Here is a 16,851-nt window from a genome sequence, read left to right as displayed (position 1 = left end):
CCGCCCGGGAACACGACGGCCCGGCCCCCCGCGCGGGGGGGCCGGGCCGGTCCGCGTTCAGCTGCCGCTGTCCGGCTCGAAGCGGATCACCACGGCCTTCGAGGTCGGCGTGTTGCTGATGTCGGCGGTGGAGTCCAGCGGCACCAGCACGTTGGTCTCCGGGTAGTAGGCGGCCGCGCCGCCCCGCGCGACCGGGTAGTGCACCACCCTGAAATGCGGGGCCCGCCGCTCGACCCCGTCCCGCCACTCGCTCACCAGGTCGGTGTACGCGCCGTCGGCCAGACCCAGCTCGGCCGCGTCCGCCGGGTTCACCAGGACCACCCGGCGGCCGCCGGTGATGCCGCGGTAGCGGTCGTCCAGACCGTAGACCGTGGTGTTGTACTGGTCGTGCGAGCGCAGCGTCTGCAGCAGCAGGCGGCCCGCCGGGACCTCGGGCGCGGTGAGCGGGTTGACGGTGAAGTTGGCCTTCCCGGTGGCGGTGGGGAACGCCCGGCGGTCGCGCGGGCCGTGCGGCAGCACGAAGCCGCCGGGCCGGCGGACCTTCTCGTTGAAGTCCTCGAAGCCCGGGACCACCCGGGAGATCCGGTCCCGGACGGTGTCGTAGTCCTCGGCGAACTCCTCCCACGGCACCGGGTTCTGCGGGCCCAGCGCGGCCCGCGCCAGCCGGCAGACGATCGCCACCTCCGACAGCAGCTGCTCGGACGGCGGCCGCAGCCCGCCGCGCGAGGAGTGCACCATGCTCATCGAGTCCTCGACGGTGACGAACTGCGGCCCGGCCGCGGTCCGGTCCCGGTCGGTGCGGCCGAGGGTGGGCAGGATCAGCGCCCGGGCGCCGGTGACCACGTGCGAGCGGTTCAGCTTGGTCGACACGTGCACGGTCAGCCGGCAGCTGCGGATCGCCGCCTCGGTGGCGTCCGTGTCGGGGGTGGCCGCGACGAAGTTGCCGCCCATCGCGAAGAACACCTTGACCCGGCCGTCGCGCATCGCCCGGATGGTGTCCACCGAGTCCAGGCCGTGCTCGCGCGGCGGCTCGAAGTCGAACTCCTTGCCGAGGGCGTCCAGGAAGGCGGCGCTCGGCCGCTCGAAAATCCCCATCGTCCGGTCGCCCTGGACGTTGCTGTGTCCGCGCACCGGGCAGACCCCCGCCCCGGGGCGGCCGACGTTGCCGCGCAGCAGCAGGAAGTTGACCACCTCGCGGATGGTCGGCACCGCGTGCTTGTGCTGGGTCAGGCCCATCGCCCAGCAGACGATGATCTTCTCGGAGGCCAGTACCAGAGCGGCCAGCTCCTCGATCTGCTCCCACGGCAGGCCGGTCGCCGCCAGCACCTCGGCCCGCTCGGTGGCGGCCGCCTCGGCGGCGAACTCCTCGAAACCGTGGCAGTGCTCGGCGATGAAGGCGTGGTCGACCCCGCCGTCCGCGGCCAGCACCAGCTGGTTCAGCGCCCGGAACAGCGCCAGGTCGCCGCCGAGCCGGATCTGCAGGAACAGGTCGGTCAGCTTGGTGCCCGCGCCGACCAGACCGCGGGCGTTCTGCGGGTTCTTGAACCGCTCCAGCCCCGCCTCCGGCAGCGGGTTGACGCTGACCACCTTGGCGCCGGCCCGCTTGGCCCGCTCCAGCGCGGAGAGCATCCGCGGGTGGTTGGTCCCCGGGTTCTGGCCCGCCACGATGATCAGGTCGGCCTGGTAGAGGTCCTTCAGGTGGACGCTGCCCTTGCCGACGCCCAGCGTCTCGGTCAGCGCCGAGCCCGAGGACTCGTGGCACATGTTGGAGCAGTCCGGCAGGTTGTTGGTGCCCAGCTGCCGGGCGAACAGCTGGTACGCGAACGCGGCCTCGTTGCTGGTGCGGCCCGAGGTGTAGAAGGCCGCGCCGTCCGGGCTGTCCAGCGCCTTCAGCTCGTCCGCGACGATCGAGAACGCCCGCTCCCAGGAGACCGGGGTGTAGTGGGTGGCGCCCTCCTCCAGCAGCATCGGCCCGGTGAGCCGGCCCTGCTGGCCCAGCCAGTACCCGGACCGCTCGGCCAGCTCGGACACCGGGTGCGCGGCGAAGAACTCCGCGGTGATCCGCCGCTCGGTCGCCTCCTCGGCGACCGCCTTGGCGCCGTTCTCGCAGAACTCCGCGGTGTGCGTCTTCCCGGGCTCCGGCCAGGCACAGCCGGGGCAGTCGAAGCCGTCCGGCTGGTTGACCTTGCGCAGGGTGGCCAGGGTCCGCCGGGCGCCCATCTGCTCGCCGGCCATCTGCAGGCTCTTGGCGACCGCGGTGAGCCCGGCCGCCGCGTGCTTGGGCGCACCGACCTCGGGCGCGTCCTGCGCCGGGTCGCTCTGGGGGGCCTGCTTGGCCATGGCTGACACCTCCTGCTGGTGGGGTGGCGCCGTCGCCGTGCCCCTGCCCGTCCATCCTCGCACTGCCCGGATCCGGTCCCACAGGGGTGGCACCCGGTCCGGCCCCCGCGCCAGAATTGCGCGTCCGAACCGCCCGGCCGCGCCCGACCGGGCCCGACCCCGTCAAAAATGCCGCCCGACCCCGCCCGCCGAGGAGTGCCGAGCCAGTGAGCCAGCCGATGCCGCCGTCCACCGAGGATCCGCAGGGCCGGTTCGGCCCCGCCGAGGCGCCCGCCGACGCGGTGCCCGCCGTCCGCGAGCTGCTGATCCGGCTGCGCGCCGCCGCCGAGGTGGCCCGGACCCCGCAGGGCGCCGCCGAGCTGCTGGAGGCGGTCGCCCGCGAGATGGTCGGCGAACTCGGCCGCTACGACCGGGACACCCTGGCCACCTGGCGCGAGACCGCCCGTCGGCAGGGCGAGGCGGGCGACCCGGCCGCCGCGATCCACCTGCTGGAACAGGTCATCCTCGACATGGCGCAGGCGCTCGGCGCGGGCGACCCGGAGACCCTCACCGCCCGGCTCGACCTGGCCGCCGAGGTGGGACGCGCGGGCGATGCGGGCGGCGCGCTGCGCCGGCTGCACGACCTGCTGCCCGCGCTGACCGCGGCCGTCGGCGCCGACGACGCCCGGGTGCTGCGGGCCCGCGTGCAGTACGCCGCCCACACCGCCGCCGTCGGCGACCTCGGCGGGAGCGTCCACCAGCTGGTCCAGCTCGTGCCGCAGGTCCAGCAGGCGCTGGGCGAGGAGCACGAACTGCTCGGCGAGGCCAGGACCGCGCTCGGCCGGGCCGCCCAGCAGCTCGGCCGCGCACCCGGCGCACCGCCCGGGCTCGGCTGGATCGAGGCCGTCGCGATCGTCCACCGGCTGACGGTGTGGGACTTCGACACCGACCGCGAGGCCCTGGACTGCCTCTCCGAACTGGAACGCCGCACCGGCCTCAAGGGCCTCGCCGACCGGATCTACGGCGCGCCCGACCACCTGACCGTCGAACAGGTCACCACCCTCGCGCTCGGCCGGCCCGCCGGGCCCGCCTGACCCCGCCGGCGGCGGTCACGGCCCGGCCGGGACCGCCGCCGCGCCCACCAGCGCCCGCAACAGGGCGCGCGCCGCCGCGTCGTTCTGGCGGAACGCGGGCGCGTCGGTGCGCGGACGGGCGAACGCGGCCTGGGAGCGGCCGTTGGTCGGCGGGCCGAGCGCGGTGCGGCGCGGGTGCGGGGCGCCCCCGAGCACCGGGTCGAGGATCCGCCCGTCCGGCACGGTGGTGACGATCAGACCCGAGCGGTAGTGGTGCCCGTCGTCGCGGACCTCCTCCTCGGTGAGCCGGCCGGCCCGGTACAGCCCGGCCAGCACCGGGTCCGCGGTGCGGGCGAGGGCGTGCTGCGGCAGGTACCCCTCGATCAGCGCGGTGGCCCGCACCCGCCGGCCGGGCACGGTGGGGCTGGTGGCCACGAAGGTGCCGTCCGAGCCGTCGAGGGCGACCTCCACCCCGGCGCCCAGGAACCGCACCACCCCCGCCTCGGACAGCGCCAGCAGCTGCCGCAGCCGGAACCCCGGCGGACCCGAGGCCAGGAAGCTGAAGAAGCCGAACCACCAGCCGTCCAGCTCCCGCGCCACCGACCGGGCCGACAGCCGGCCGGAGGCGAGCAGCCGCGGCAGCTGCCCGTACAGCGACAGCAGGGCGAGGAAGGCACCGAGGTCGGCGCTGTACCGCGGGTCGGCCCGGCGGTCGGCGTCGGCCGCGACGTAGCCGCGCAGGTGCCGCTGCAACTGCTCGCCGTCGGCGAGCCGGACCCCGTCGAGCGGCCGGTCCAGCCGCTCGAAGTCCAGCCGGTCGGCCGGGTCGGGGACCGCCCCCGCGACCAGCTCCGCCAGTTCCGGGTCGTACCAGCCGAGCCGGTCGTAGCCGGTCAGGAACCGCGCCCAGGGCAGCGCGGTGCGCTCCGGATGCGCGTGGAACAGCTCGTGGTAGTAGCCGAAGCCGATCTCCTTGGCCATCAACGGCCAGGCGTCGCGCCGCAGTTCCAGCCGACCGGGCCGCGCGGTCAGGGCGTCCACGGCCGCCGCGTCGAAGTACCGGGGCAGCGGCGCCGGCGGGCCCTGCAGCCGGTAGCCGGTCTTGGAGTGGTACGGCACACCGCGCCGCGAGCCCACGTGCAGCACCGGCTCGCGGCCCGACGGCCGGTACACCAGGCCGTCGGGGCCCTCCTCGAACCGGCCGCCCCGGCCCTCGGTGAGCAGCGCCATCAGATCGACGAAGGCCAGCCCGAAGCCGCGCACCAGGACGTGCTCACCCGGGGCGAGCGCGGACAGGTCGGCATCGGAGGAGAAGGCCGGCGGCAGGTGGAAGCGGCCGTGCCGGGCGGCGAACCGGGCCGCCTCGCGGTGCCGCGGGTCCGCCGCCGGCTCCAGGTGGCCGAGGGTCAGCACCACCTGGTCGGCCACCAGCACCCGGTCGGAGAGCTCCACCAGCTGCGGGCCGTCCGGCGGGCCGGTCAGCGAGCGGGCGGTGTCCCGGTGCACGGTCAGCGTGACGTGCGCGGGCAGGTCGGCCGCGGCCCGGCGGAACACCCAGTCCAGGTAGGCGCTCTGGGCCTGCCGGGTGGCGAAGTCGGTCGGCCGCAGGGCCGCCAGTTCGGCCCGGATCCGCGGATCGGCCACCGGCCGGTACGGCGGGTACCGCTCCGGCTCGCGGGCCCACTCGGCGAGCGAAGGCCCGGGGCGGACCGGCCCCTGCGCGGTCGAGGTCGCATCGGTGAACATGGTCACGTCCTCGGCCATCGAGTTCATCCGCAGCAGCGGCGACTGCCGCTCCCGCCAGATCCGGCCGCCGCCCGGCGGGTACGGATCCACCAGGTGGATCTCCAACGGCGCGCCGGGCGGCAGCAGTTCGGCGGCGTTGGCGGCCAGCCGCTCCAGCAGGCCGGTGCCGCGCGGCCCGGCCCCCACGATCACCAGGGTGCTCACCGGGCCGCCCCCGCCACCCCGGCGGCCGGCCCGCGCCACAGCGCCCGCACCCGCTGCAGCGGGGTCGGCGGCAGCCCGTCCCGGGTGGCGCCGCGGGCGTAGTACCGCTCCAGGTAGTACTGGCCGACCGACAGCACACTGGTCACCCCGATGTACCAGAGCGTGGCCACCATCAGCAGCGGGATCACCTGGTACGTCTGGTTGTAGACCAGCTGCGCCGAGTACAGCAGGTCCTGCACCGCCAGCACGCTGACGATGGAGGTGCCCTTCAGCGTGCCGATCAGCATGTTCCCGGCCGTCGGCACGATCGTCCGCATCGCCTGCGGGACGACGATCCGCCGCAGCACCCGGCGCCGCGACAGCCCCAGCGAGGCGGCCGCCTCCAGCTGCCCCTGGTCGACCGAGAGGATCCCGCTGCGCACCACCTCGGCGGCGAACGCGGCCTCGTGCAGGGTGAGCCCGATCACCGCCGTGAGGACCGGCCCGAGCAGGTTGACGGTCCGCACGCTCAGGAACTCCGGGCCGAACGGCACCCCCACCCCCAGGTGCGGGTAGAGCGCGCCGATGTTGAACCAGAACAGCAGCTGGACCAGCAGTGGGGTCGCCCGGAACACCCAGACGAACCCCCAGCCGAAGGCCTGCAGCACCGGGTTGCCGGACAGCCTGGCCAGCGCCAGCAGGGTGCCCAGCGCGAAGCCGAGCACCATCACCAGCGCGGTCAGCCACAGCGTCAGCAGCAGGCCGCGGGTGATCGCGGTGGTGGTCAGGTACTGGCCCACCACCTCCCACTGGAAGGCCCGGTTGCGGACCACGGAGTTGAGCGCCATCGCGAGCAGCAGCAGCGCCACGGCGGCCGCGGCCAGCCGGCCGGGGCGGCGGCGCGGCACGATCGGCAGTTCGGCGGTGTCCGGGGGCGAGGCCGGGCGCGCCGGGCCCGGGCGTCCGGGTGGCGGGGAGGAGGCGGCGAGGGGCAGGACGTCGGGCGACGTGGCCATGGCGGGGCTCCAGATGCGAGCGGGCAGGCGGGGGCCGACTGTCCGTCACGCGCGCGCCGGGTCCCTCAACCCGGCCTGGATCCGGGCCGGTTGGCCCGGTTCCGGATACGCACTCACTCCGCGGCCGATCGTACGTGGGCGCTGCCCCGCCGTGTCAAGGTCCGCCGCCCGGGCCGGGACGGCGGTACGGCGGGCCGATTTCGGACGGTGGTTGACGAACGCGGAGGTTCGCTGGTCAACTGACGGCATGAATGCCGAGCAGCGTCTGGTCACGCGCGGCCACATCGACTTCGGTCGGGTGTGGTCCGCGGCGTGTTGCGGCTGACCCGGCAGCGGGCCGCCTGACCGGCCCCATCTCCCCTCGGAGACCTCCCTCGGTCCGCCCCGTCGCGGGGCCGGGAAGCCGTCGTAGCCGACGGAACGACAGGCGTGCGCTGCCGCCAGAACTCTTTCCCCTCTCCGCCGATCTCCCGTCACACTCCGCTGCCTGACGGCCGGTTCGCCCGTCCCGCCCACGTCGGCGCGCCCCGCCGCGCCGCCCATTTGGCACCCGTCCCGCACCTCCCGCCCTGCCAGCACCTCCCGCGCCGGGCCGCCCCTCGGCAGGCCCGCACCCGCAAGGAAAGGCCAGCACCCATGCCCGTCGAGTTCCTCGGTATCGCCGCCACCGGCGACGGTTCGGAGACCACGCCCCGCACCACCGCCGCCTTCGACCGCGACTACACCCTGCGCCTGGCCCGGGCCCACGAGGACCACGGCTGGGACCGGGTCCTGTTCGCGTACGGCGCCGGCGCCCCCGACCCCGCGCCGTCCGCGGCCTACCTGGCCGCCAAGGTGGACCGGCTCCAGATCCTGCTGGCCCACCGCCCCAACGTCTCCTACCCGACGTTCGCCGCCAAGACCTTCGCCACCCTGGACCGGATCAGCGACGGCCGGCTCACCGTGCACTTCATCACCGGCGGCAGCGACCACGAGCAGCAGCGCGAGGGCGACTTCCTGACCAAGGACCAGCGCTACGCCCGCACCCGCGAGTACATCGGCATCGTCAAGCAGGCCTGGACCAGCCGCGAGCCCTTCGACCACGAGGGCGAGTACTACCGGTTCAACGACTTCGTCTCGGACGTCTTCCCCGTCCAGCAGCCCCGCCCGAACGTCTCCTTCGGCGGCTCCTCGCCCGCCGCCTACGCGGCCGGCGGCGCCGAGGCCGACATCTACTGCCTCTGGGGCGAGCCGCTGGCCGCCACCGCCGAGCAGATCGAACGGGTCAAGGAGGCCGCCCGCGCCGCCGGCCGCACCGACACCCCGCGGATCCAGGTGGCCTTCCGGCCGATCATCGCGCCGACCGAGGAACTCGCCTGGGAGAAGGCCCACCGCACGGTCGCCGCGATCAAGGCCCGGCGGGAGTCCGGCGGGGACCTGGTCCGCCGCGGTGTCGGCGGCGCGCCGCAGAACACCGGCTCCCAGCGGCTGATCGAGATCGCCGAGCAGGGCGAGCGCTACGACCGCGCGCTGTGGACCCCGACCGCCGCCGCCACCGGCGGCGCCGGCAACTCCAACGCGCTGGTCGGCACCCCGGAGACGGTGGCCGCCGCCCTGCTGGACTACTACGACCTGGGCGCCGACATCCTCTCCGCCCGCGGCTACGACCTGGTCGGCGACGCCATCGACTTCGGCCGGCACGTCATCCCGATCGTCCGCGAGGAGGTCGCCCGGCGGGACGCGGCCAAGGCCGCCGAGCGGGCCGCCGCCGAGGCCGCCGCCGAGGAGCGCGACCGGCACCGGCTGATCGCGGTGCAGGCGTGAGCACCCCGCTGTTCGAGGTCCAGCGGGTCCGGCTCGGCGACCCGCTGACCGAACCGCTGGTGCGCGAACTCACCCACGAGTACGTCACCCGGTACGGGCCCGGCGGGCACGCCGAGATGGCACGCTACCCGGCCGAGGAGTTCGCCCCGCCGCACGGCCTGCTGCTGCTCCTGCTGGCCGACGGCGAGCCGGTGGCCGGCGGGGCGTACCGCCGCTACGACGACACCACCGCCGAGATCAAGCGGATGTGGACGCACTCCGCGCACCGCCGCCGGGGCTTCGCCCGGCGGGTGCTGGCCGAACTGGAGCGGGCCGCCGCGGCGGGCGGCTACCGGCGGATCCACCTCACCACCGGGCCGCGCCAGCCCGAGGCCGAGCAGCTCTACCTGGCGGCCGGCTACACCCCGCTGTCCGATCCGGACCCCGACCCGCCGGAGTTCCGCCCGCTCCCCTTCGAGAAGCACCTCACCGACCGGCACCCCGCCGGCCCGTCGAAAGGCTCCGCACCGTGAGACGCGCACTCCCGGCCGTGCTCGCCGCCGCCACCGCCCTGGTGCTGGCCGGCTGCAGCTCGGCCCCGGCCGCCGGGCCGCAGGCCGCCGCCGGGGCCCCGGGCGCACCGGCGGCCGGGCAGGACGTGGTGGCGGGCGAGCAGAAGGTCGAGTCGATCGCCGCGCTGCTGCCGCCGCAGGTCCGTACCGCGGGCACCCTCAGGCTCGGCGGCGCCGGGGGCACCCCGCCCAGCGCCTACTTCCCCGACCCCGCGGTCAAGAAGGCGGCCGGCATCGACGTCGACTTCACGGACGCGGTGGCCAAGGTGCTGGGCATCACCATCCAGCGCGAGGAGGCCGCCTTCGAGACCATCCTCCCGGCGCTGGACAGCGGCAAGTACGACCTGGGCGCCGGGAACTTCGGCGTCACCACGGCGCGCCTCAAGACCATCGACTTCGTCACGTACATCGACGACGGCCAGGGCTTCGCCGTGAAGCAGGACAACACCGCCCTCCAGCCGGTCACCGACCTGGTCCAGCTCTGCGGCCTGACCATCGGCACCGGCGTCGGCACCACCTTCGAGACCACGCTGAACGCGAAGAAGAGCGTGTGCACCGACGCCGGCAAGAAGCCGTACGAGGTCCGGGCCTTCGCCGACAGCGGCGCCACCCTGACCGGCCTCCAGCAGGGCCGGGTCGACGTGGTGATGTCCACCATCAACGGGCTGCGCTACCAGGCGAGCCGGCCGGCCTCCGGGACCCGGTTCCTGGGCGAGTTCCACCGGCTGGACGTCGGCTTCGCGTTCAAGAAGGGCTCGCCGCTCACCCCGGCGTTCCAGGCCGCGGTCAATCAGCTGATCAAGGACGGCACCTACGGCCGGATCCTGCAGAAGTGGGGCACCACCGACTCGGCCATCCCCGAATCGCTGATCAGCCCGCCCGAGCACCCGTGATCCGCCGCCGCTGATCCCGTGCCGCACACCCCCGCCAGCCGGACGCTGGCTCGAACGGAGGACCCGGCCGCCATGACCGTCGCCGCCCCCGAGACACATCCGCCCGAGAAACCTCTGCCCGGGACACACCCGCCCGGGACACATCCGCCCGGGGGACGCTCCTCCGAGAAGCACCCGTCCGCGAGCGCCGGCGACCCGGCCGTGCTGCCCGTCGTCCCGGCCCGCCACCCCTGGCGGTGGCTGGCCGGGGCCGCCGCGGTCGTGGTGGTCGCGCAGTTCCTGAACGGCCTCGCCACCAACCCCGGCTGGGACTGGCCCACCTTCCGGGCCTACCTGGCCACCGACAGCATCCTGCGCGCCGTCGGGACCACCCTCCAACTCACCTGCTACGGAACGGTCCTGGGCTTCGCGCTGGGCGCGGTGATCGCCGCCCTGCGGCTGTCGCGCAGCCCGATCCTGCAGACCATCGCCTGGACGTACATCTGGGCCTTCCGGTCGATCCCGCTCATCGTCCAGCTGGTCTTCTGGTTCAACCTCTCGTACCTGTACAAGCGGCTCGGCCTCGGTGTCCCGTTCGGGCCGACCGTCTGGGAGTTCGAGACCATGGACGTGCTCGGCGCCCTCGGCGCCGCCGTCCTGGGCCTGGCCCTTCACCAGGCCGCCTACGCCGCCGAGATCATCCGCGCCGGGGTCATCTCGGTGGACGCCGGACAGCTGGAGGCCGCGGCGGCGCTCGGCATCCCGCGGCTGCGGCAGGCCTGGCGGATCGTCCTGCCGCAGGCCATGCGCGGCATCCTGCCGAACGCCGCCAACGAGGTGATCTCGCTCTTCAAGGGCACCTCGATCGTCTACGTGATGGCGATCGGCGAACTCTTCTACCAGGTGCAGGTGGTCTACGGCCGCACCGGCCGGGTGGTGCCGCTGCTGATGGTGGCCACCGCCTGGTACGTGCTGCTGACCACCCTGCTGTCGGTCGGGCAGTACTACGTCGAGCGGTACTTCGCCCGCGGCGCCGAACGCACCCCGCCGCCGACCCCGCTCCAGCGCGCCCGCGCCCTCGTCCGCCAGATCCAGGAGAGCCGGCTCTCCGCACCCTCGGGAGGCAGCTCGTGACCACGGCCATGGTGGACATCCGCGGGGTCCACAAGAGCTTCGGACGGCTCGACGTCCTGCGCGGCGTCGACCTGCGGGCCGAGGCCGGCTCCGTGACGGTCATCCTCGGTCCGTCCGGCTCCGGGAAGTCCACCCTGCTGCGCGCCGTCAACCACCTGGAGAAGCTCGACCGCGGCTACGTCGCGATCGACGGCGAGCTGATCGGCTACCGCCGCTCCGGCGGCAAGCTGTACGAGCTCAAGGAGCGCGAGGTGCTGCGCCAGCGTACCCGGCTCGGCTTCGTGTTCCAGAACTTCAACCTCTTCCCCCACCTGACCGTGCTGGAGAACCTGGTGGAGGCCCCGGTCAGCGCACTGGGCGTCCCCAAGGCCGAGGCGCGGGCCCGCGCCCTGGAGCTGCTCGCCCGGGTCGGCCTGGCCGACAAGGCGGACAGCTACCCGCGCCGGCTCTCCGGCGGCCAGCAGCAGCGGGTGGCCATCGCCCGGGCGCTGGCGCTGGAACCCAAGGTGCTGCTCTTCGACGAGCCGACCTCCGCCCTCGACCCCGAGCTGGTCGGCGAGGTGCTGGACGTGATCAAGGACCTGGCCACCGGCGGCACCACCATGATCGTGGTCACCCACGAGATCGGCTTCGCCCGCGAGGTGGCGGACACCGTGGTCTTCATGGACGGCGGGGTGGTGGTGGAACAGGGCCCGCCCGCCGAGGTCCTCGACCACCCGCAGCACGAACGCACCCGCGCCTTCCTCTCCAAGGTGCTCTAGATCTCGTCCGGCAACACCCCCCAGGCACCACCCCTCCCGGCACCACCCCTCCCGGCACCACCCCTCCTGGCAACGCCCCTTCCCCGAAACGGAGTTCCGTCATGCCCCTGCCCCGCCGCGCCCTGGTGCTGGCCGCCGCCCTTCCCGCCGCCCTGGCGCTCACCGCCTGCGGCTCCTCCACCGGCGCCTCCGCCGACCTCGGCGCCGCCAAGGGCACGGTGGCCCCGAACGGGATCGCCGTGAACCTGACGCCGGACCAGAAGAGAGTGACCACCGCCAAGGTGGACGCGATCGCCGCGCTGGTCCCGGACGAGATCCGCAGGAGAGGCACCCTCCAAGTGGTCGACTCACTGGGCACCGTGCCACCCCTGGACTTCCACGCCACCGACGACCGGACCATCATCGGCGCCGAACCCGACCTCGCCTACCTGATCGGCGACGTGCTGGGCCTGAAGGTCGAACTCAACCCGGTCTCCTGGGAGAACGTCTTCGTCGGTCTCGACAGCGGCAAGTACGACGTCGGCCTCACCAACATCACCGTCACCGAGGCCCGCAAGGAGAAGTACGACTTCGCCACCTACCGGCTCGACATCCTCGGCTTCGAGGCCAAGAAGGGCGCCGGCTGGAAGGTCACCGGCCCGAAGGACGTCGCCGGGCACACCATCGCCGTCGCCTCCGGCACCAACCAGGAGAAGCTGCTGATCGCCTGGAACGAGGCCAACGTCAAGGCCGGTCTCGAGCCGGTGGACATCAAGTACTTCCAGAACTCCTCCGACTACTACCTGGCGCTCGCCTCCGGCCGGATCGACGCCTACCTCGGCCCCAACCCGACCGCCGCCTTCCACGCCGCCCAGACCGGCGAGACCGAGGTGATCGGCACCTACTCCGGCGCCGGCGACCAGGTCCTCGGCAAGATCGCCGCCACCACCAAGAAGGACAACGGCCTGGTCAAGGCGCTCAACGGCGCCATCAACGAGGTGCTCGGGAACGGCACCTACGCCCAGGTCCTCAAGCGCTGGGGCCTGGACAGCGAGGCCGTCCCGACCTCGGAGATCAACCCGCCCGGCCTGCCGAAGACCGGCTGACCCGCACCGGCACGCCGTCAGCCGGCGAACGGGATGCGCTCCAGCACCCCGCCCGCGAAGACGTCGTACAGCGGCAGCGTCTCCAGGTGCACGTAGCCGATGTGGCAGTCGCACACCGGCAGCGGACAGGGCCGCGGCCGCAGTTCGGCCCGGTACGAGCCGTCGTACAGGTTGCCCAGCGGGGGGCGGACGAAGTGGCAGCGGCGGACCGTGCCGTCGCCGTCCACCGAGATCACCGACTCACCGGTCCGGCACGGGCGGCCGCCGCTGGGGTGCGGGTCGCGGCTGTAGCCGAACAGCGGGTCCAGCGCCGTCCAGTCGGCGGCCTCGCGGTCGGTGTAGCTCCGGCCGTCGGCGGCGTTGACCCACAGGTACACCTCCGGCGGCAGCTCCGCCCGCAGCCGCCGGGCCGCGGCCAGGTGCTCCGGCTCGCCGACCACGCCCACGCTGTACCGCGCGCCCAGCGCCGTCAGCTCCCGGCACTTCGCGAGGAAGCGCTCCCGGGTGACCTGACCGGGGTGGTAGGTGATCCAGAACGCCAGGGTGTCCAGGCAGGCGTCGGCCAGCCAGTCGGTGCGGCAGCTGAAGTTGGTCTGGATCGCCACCCGCCGCACGTGCGGCAGCCGGCTCAGCTCCACCAGCGCCCGCCGGTACCAGGACCGGACCAGCCCCTCGCCCCACGGCGTGAACAGCAGCGACAGCGTGTCCCCGCGCTGCGCCGCCGCCCAGGCGGTGAACCGCTCCAGCGCCGCCCGGTCCGCCCGCAGCTGCGCCGGGGCGTCCCGGCGCTTGGCGAACGGGCAGTACGGGCAGTCGTAGTCGCAGGAGGCCAGCGGACCCCGGTACAGGACCGTCAGGTCCAGCGGCCCCGCCGGGTCCGGCGGCTGCGTCCGGCCCGGCAGCGGCGCTCGGTCCGGTGGCTGCGTTTCGTCCGGCGGCTGCGGCGCGGGGGCCGCCGCCTGCCCCGGCAGGCCCAGGAAGACCGTCACTTCGCCTCGTACGCGTTCATCCGCTCCCGCACCTCGGCCGAGAACAGCAGCGGGCCGATCGCATCCGAGTACGCCAGCCCCTCCGGCGTCAGCACCAGGCGCTCCGGCCGCCCCTCCAGCCAGCCGCGCTCCGTCAGCTCGGCCAGCTCGGCGGGGAAGTCCTCGGCCGGCGAGCTGCCGAAGCGCAGCCGGTACCCGGCGAGGTCCAGGCCCTCGGCCTGCAGCACGGACTGGATCAGGTGGCGGCGGCGGGCCTCGCCGTCGTCCATCCAGCGGCCGTGCTCGGCCCGGGAGAAGTCCTCGGTGGCCACGTAGTCGTCGATGATGCCGCGCACCTGGCCGGCGTTGACCGCGTAGTCGAAGGAGTAGTGCAGCCGGGAGGTGTACGAGCGGGCGCCGCAGCCCAGACCCACCATGCCGTCGGTCTGGCAGGCGTACTCGCTGTCGCCCGCCGGGGAGCCGGCCCGGCGGAACATCCGCATCGACACCTGCTGGTAGCCGTTGGCCAGCAGGTGGTCCCGGCCGGCCCGGTACAGGGCCAGGCGCTGGGCGTCCCAGCCGGCCCCGGTGGCCTCGGCCGGCCGCCGGCCGAGACCGGTCAGCGGCCGCACGTACAGCGGGTACAGGTACAGCTCCTCCGGCCGCCAGGCCAGCGCGGCGTCCAGCGAGCGCAGCCAGCTGGCCTCGCTCTGGCCGTCGATGCCGTAGATCAGGTCGATGTTGAGCACCGGGAAGCCCGCCGCCCGGATCCGCCCGAGCGCGGCCTCGACCGCGGCCCGCTTCTGCGGACGCACCGCCGAGCGGGCCTCCTCGTCCAGGAACGACTGCACGCCGAGGCTCAGCCGGGTGGTGCCGCGTTCGGCCAGCACCGCCAGCCGGTCGGCGGTGCAGGTGTCCGGGGAGGCCTCCACCGACAGCGGGACGGCCCGCAGGTCGACGCCCGCGCGCTGCTCGGCGATGTCGCACAGCCGGGTCAGCTCGGCGGCCGTCAGATAGGTCGGGGTGCCGCCGCCGAACGCCGCCAGCGCGAACCGGGCGTCCGGGTCCAGCGCCGCCCGGACCGCGGTGGCCTGCCGCTCCAACGCGTCCAGGTAGGCCGTGGTCAGGCCCTCCGGGCTGCCGATCCGGGTGAACAGGTTGCAGAAGCCGCAGCGCACCTCGCAGAACGGGATGTGCAGGTACAGCGAGAGCGCGTGCTGCGGCTCGCCCGCCCACAGCGCGCCCAGCTCCGGCCGCTCGGGCAGCGCCCGGTAGGCGGTCTTGTGCGGGTACGCGTAGACGTACGACTGGTACGGGCGCAGGGCCTCGGCGGCCGCGTCCGGGCCCCCGGCGGCGGTGCTCACGGTGGTCATGCGGCTGCCTCCTCGGCGGACCCGGCGGCGGGGACGGTGAAGTGCGCGTACGGGACCGTCCAGACCACCTCGTGGCCGATCCGGTGGCCGGTGTAGCCGTCCTCGCCGTACGCGGTGCCGTGGTCGGAGCAGACGATCGCGAAGCACGGCCGGCGGCGGCTCATCGCGGTGAACAGCCGCCCGATGTGGGCGTCCACGTACTCCAGCGCGGCCGCGTGGCTGGCCCGGGTGTCGCCGTGCTCGCGGGCGGCGCCCGGCAGGTGGAACCAGTTCGGCTGGTGCAGCGCCGAGACGTTCACGAACAGGAACAGCGGCTGCCCGGCCGGCTGCCGCGCACAGACCTCCTCGGCGCGGGCCACCTGCGCCTCGAACGAGGTCGGCGAGGGCACGCCCATCTCCGGCTCCCAGTGGCTCTCCTGGAACAGCCCCGGCAGCACCGACCCCAGCGGGCCCTGCTTGTTGAAGAACCCGACCCCGCCGATGCAGACCGTCCGGTACCCGGCGGCCGCCAGCGCCGACGGCAGGTCCGGGGTGTCGAACACCCAGGTGCGGGACTCGGTGGACTCGGAGCCCGCGAACCGGGCCGCGAACAGCCGCGGGTGCGGCCCGTCCGGGCGCGCCGGAGTGGGCAGGAAGCCCGCCAGGATCGCCTGGTGCGAGGCGTACGTGAAGCTGCCGGGGGAGTGCCGGCGCTCCCACCGCCCGCCCGGCAGGAACGCCGCCAGGTGCGGGATCCGGCCCGCCGCCGCCAGCTCCTCGGCGACGTCGAAGCGCAGCGTGTCCAGGGTCACCAGCAGCAGGTCGTGGCTGCCGACCACCTGCCGCATGTCGGGTATCTGATCGTTCATCGGGTGGCTCCGGTCGGTGGTGCGGGCTCGAGGTGGGGCAGCAGGGCGGCGAGCTGGGCGCCGTAGGTGTCCAGCCCCTCGGCGGGGCCGCCGGGCAGCCCGGTCAGGCCGGGCAGCAGGTCGCCGAAGGCGTTCACCTCGCCCACCAGCCCGCGCCGCCAGGCCGCGGTCGGCAGCACGTCCACCCCGGCCATCGGCGAGTTCGGGAAGCAGGCCGCGGCCCGCTCGGCGGTCTCCAGCAGCCGGGGCCAGGCCGGGCCCGCCGCCTCCCGGGCCAGCCCGGTGTCCCCGCGGGCGCCGCCCAGGTGCAGATTGGTCATCGGGTGGCCGCTGGTGCGCACCACCACGTGGGTGGCGCGGCCCGCGACCACCACCACCCGCAGGTCGGCGGCCCGGCCGCGCTGCGCCGCCTTCGGCACCCACTGCTCGACGTGCAGGCCGTCCGGCGCCAGCCGGTCGACCAGCGCCGCGATCTCGCGCTCGTCCCGGTAGCCGCGCACCCGCAGCGAGTTGTGCAGTCCGTCGTCGGCCGGCTCGACCGAGGTGGTGGCCAGCAGCTGCCCGCGCGGCCCGAACTGCAGCGCCACCACCCCGGAGGCCGAGGAGCCGTGCGCGGGCTTCAGGAACACCCGGTGCAGCCCGGCGGCGGCCAGCCGCTCCTTGAGCTCCGCCCAGCCGCCCGGGGCCGGACCGTCCAGGGCGCGCGGCACCGGGACCCCGGCGTCCGCCAGCCGCCGGTGCGCCCGGCGCTTGTCGAACATCACCGCGATCTCGTCCGGGTCCGCCAGCAGCCGGGCGCCCGGCGCCCGCCCGACCGCCCGGGCCACGCCGGCCAGTGCGGCGGTCAGCCCCGCGTACCAGGCGGCGCCGCCCTCCACCCGGGTCGGCGCGTAGCGCGCGCCGAGGGCGGGGCCGCGCAGCAGCCGGTCGACCTCCTCGTCCTCGCCGGGCGACTCGACCCGCAGCACGGTGCCCGGGGCGATCCGGTACGTGCCGCGCAGCACGTCCGCCCAGGGCAGGACGGCGGGCCCGGGCAGCCCGGCGGCCCGGGCGGCGGCGAACAGGGTGACCCGCCGGTGGCCCGGGTTGCCGAGGACGGTCAGGGAGGGGGACGTCACG

The 16,851-nt window shown here is 74.6% G+C and carries 14 protein-coding genes; 7 read left to right on the top strand and 7 right to left on the bottom strand.

Annotated elements, in window-relative coordinates:
- Positions 1–57: 57 nt before the first annotated feature.
- Positions 58–2,340, bottom strand: a complete 2,283-nt coding sequence (locus AC2TEW_RS12510; protein ID WP_484623430.1) for an FdhF/YdeP family oxidoreductase — start codon at positions 2,338–2,340, stop codon at positions 58–60.
- A 206-nt stretch (positions 2,341–2,546) separates the two neighbouring features.
- On the opposite strand from AC2TEW_RS12510, the gene AC2TEW_RS12505 reads away from it, so the two are divergent.
- Positions 2,547–3,413, top strand: coding sequence for a tetratricopeptide repeat-containing protein (locus AC2TEW_RS12505; RefSeq protein ID WP_484623429.1), 867 nt, complete (start codon positions 2,547–2,549; stop codon positions 3,411–3,413).
- Positions 3,414–3,428: 15 nt separating this feature from the next.
- Here the strand turns inward: AC2TEW_RS12505 and AC2TEW_RS12500 are convergent, their stop codons facing one another.
- Together AC2TEW_RS12500 and AC2TEW_RS12495 are read right to left on the bottom strand one after the other, a co-directional pair.
- A complete protein-coding gene (locus AC2TEW_RS12500; RefSeq protein WP_484623428.1) occupies positions 3,429–5,342 on the bottom strand; it encodes an FAD/NAD(P)-binding protein in 1,914 nt (637 codons plus the stop codon).
- On the bottom strand, positions 5,339–6,337 hold the full coding sequence (locus AC2TEW_RS12495) for an amino acid ABC transporter permease (RefSeq protein ID WP_484623427.1): 999 nt from the start codon (positions 6,335–6,337) through the stop codon (positions 5,339–5,341). Before AC2TEW_RS12495 ends, AC2TEW_RS12500 begins: the two co-directional genes overlap by 4 nt.
- Before the next feature lie 636 nt (positions 6,338–6,973).
- Between AC2TEW_RS12495 and AC2TEW_RS12490 the strand changes: the two genes are divergently transcribed.
- From AC2TEW_RS12490 to AC2TEW_RS12465, 6 genes are all read left to right on the top strand, one after another.
- The gene (locus AC2TEW_RS12490) at positions 6,974–8,140 is read left to right on the top strand and encodes an LLM class flavin-dependent oxidoreductase (protein ID WP_484623426.1); all 1,167 of its coding nucleotides are present in this window, start codon (positions 6,974–6,976) and stop codon (positions 8,138–8,140) included.
- Positions 8,137–8,652, top strand: a complete 516-nt coding sequence (locus tag AC2TEW_RS12485; RefSeq protein WP_484623425.1) for a GNAT family N-acetyltransferase — start codon at positions 8,137–8,139, stop codon at positions 8,650–8,652. Before AC2TEW_RS12490 ends, AC2TEW_RS12485 begins: the two co-directional genes overlap by 4 nt.
- A complete protein-coding gene (locus AC2TEW_RS12480) occupies positions 8,649–9,584 on the top strand; it encodes an ABC transporter substrate-binding protein (RefSeq protein ID WP_484623424.1) in 936 nt (311 codons plus the stop codon). Before AC2TEW_RS12485 ends, AC2TEW_RS12480 begins: the two co-directional genes overlap by 4 nt.
- Before the next feature lie 72 nt (positions 9,585–9,656).
- Positions 9,657–10,697: an amino acid ABC transporter permease gene (locus AC2TEW_RS12475; protein WP_484623423.1), complete on the top strand. Its 1,041-nt coding sequence runs from the start codon at positions 9,657–9,659 to the stop codon at positions 10,695–10,697.
- An 8-nt stretch (positions 10,698–10,705) separates the two neighbouring features.
- A complete protein-coding gene (locus tag AC2TEW_RS12470; protein WP_484623518.1) occupies positions 10,706–11,458 on the top strand; it encodes an amino acid ABC transporter ATP-binding protein in 753 nt (250 codons plus the stop codon).
- Positions 11,459–11,559: 101 nt separating this feature from the next.
- Positions 11,560–12,543, top strand: coding sequence for an ABC transporter substrate-binding protein (locus AC2TEW_RS12465; protein ID WP_484623422.1), 984 nt, complete (start codon positions 11,560–11,562; stop codon positions 12,541–12,543).
- 17 nt (positions 12,544–12,560) lie between these two features.
- On the opposite strand, the gene AC2TEW_RS12460 is transcribed toward AC2TEW_RS12465, so the two are convergent.
- The 4 genes from AC2TEW_RS12460 to AC2TEW_RS12445 all read right to left on the bottom strand — a co-directional run bounded on the left by AC2TEW_RS12460 (position 12,561) and on the right by AC2TEW_RS12445 (position 16,850).
- Entirely contained in the window at positions 12,561–13,406 is an 846-nt protein-coding gene (locus tag AC2TEW_RS12460) for an STM4011 family radical SAM protein (RefSeq protein ID WP_484623517.1), read from the bottom strand.
- Positions 13,407–13,528: 122 nt separating this feature from the next.
- Positions 13,529–14,884, bottom strand: a complete 1,356-nt coding sequence (locus tag AC2TEW_RS12455) for an STM4012 family radical SAM protein (protein ID WP_484623421.1) — start codon at positions 14,882–14,884, stop codon at positions 13,529–13,531.
- Positions 14,881–15,711 carry an STM4013/SEN3800 family hydrolase gene (locus AC2TEW_RS12450; RefSeq protein WP_484623516.1) on the bottom strand — a complete coding sequence of 277 codons (831 nt, stop codon included), beginning with the start codon at positions 15,709–15,711 and terminating at the stop codon, positions 14,881–14,883. Before AC2TEW_RS12450 ends, AC2TEW_RS12455 begins: the two co-directional genes overlap by 4 nt.
- Before the next feature lie 17 nt (positions 15,712–15,728).
- Positions 15,729–16,850 (bottom strand): STM4014 family protein, encoded by a 1,122-nt coding sequence (locus AC2TEW_RS12445; RefSeq protein ID WP_484623420.1) that lies wholly within the window; start codon positions 16,848–16,850, stop codon positions 15,729–15,731.
- Position 16,851 lies beyond the last annotated feature (1 nt).

This window comes from Kitasatospora sp. NEAU-CNBT7 (assembly GCF_057220535.1).
This window is presented reverse-complemented; position numbering and strand designations above follow the sequence as displayed.

What these genes read in the sequence shown, in the direction of transcription:
- AC2TEW_RS12510 (WP_484623430.1), bottom strand. Translation starts at nt 2,340, where the DNA reads ATGGCCAAGCAGGCCCCCCAGAGCGACCCGGCGCAGGACGCGCCCGAG.
- AC2TEW_RS12495 (WP_484623427.1), bottom strand. Translation starts at nt 6,337, where the DNA reads ATGGCCACGTCGCCCGACGTCCTGCCCCTCGCCGCCTCCTCCCCGCCA.
- AC2TEW_RS12490 (WP_484623426.1), top strand. Translation starts at nt 6,974, where the DNA reads ATGCCCGTCGAGTTCCTCGGTATCGCCGCCACCGGCGACGGTTCGGAG.
- AC2TEW_RS12475 (WP_484623423.1), top strand. Translation starts at nt 9,657, where the DNA reads ATGACCGTCGCCGCCCCCGAGACACATCCGCCCGAGAAACCTCTGCCC.
- AC2TEW_RS12470 (WP_484623518.1), top strand. Translation starts at nt 10,706, where the DNA reads ATGGTGGACATCCGCGGGGTCCACAAGAGCTTCGGACGGCTCGACGTC.
- AC2TEW_RS12465 (WP_484623422.1), top strand. Translation starts at nt 11,560, where the DNA reads ATGCCCCTGCCCCGCCGCGCCCTGGTGCTGGCCGCCGCCCTTCCCGCC.
- AC2TEW_RS12455 (WP_484623421.1), bottom strand. Translation starts at nt 14,884, where the DNA reads ATGACCACCGTGAGCACCGCCGCCGGGGGCCCGGACGCGGCCGCCGAG.
- AC2TEW_RS12450 (WP_484623516.1), bottom strand. Translation starts at nt 15,711, where the DNA reads ATGCGGCAGGTGGTCGGCAGCCACGACCTGCTGCTGGTGACCCTGGAC.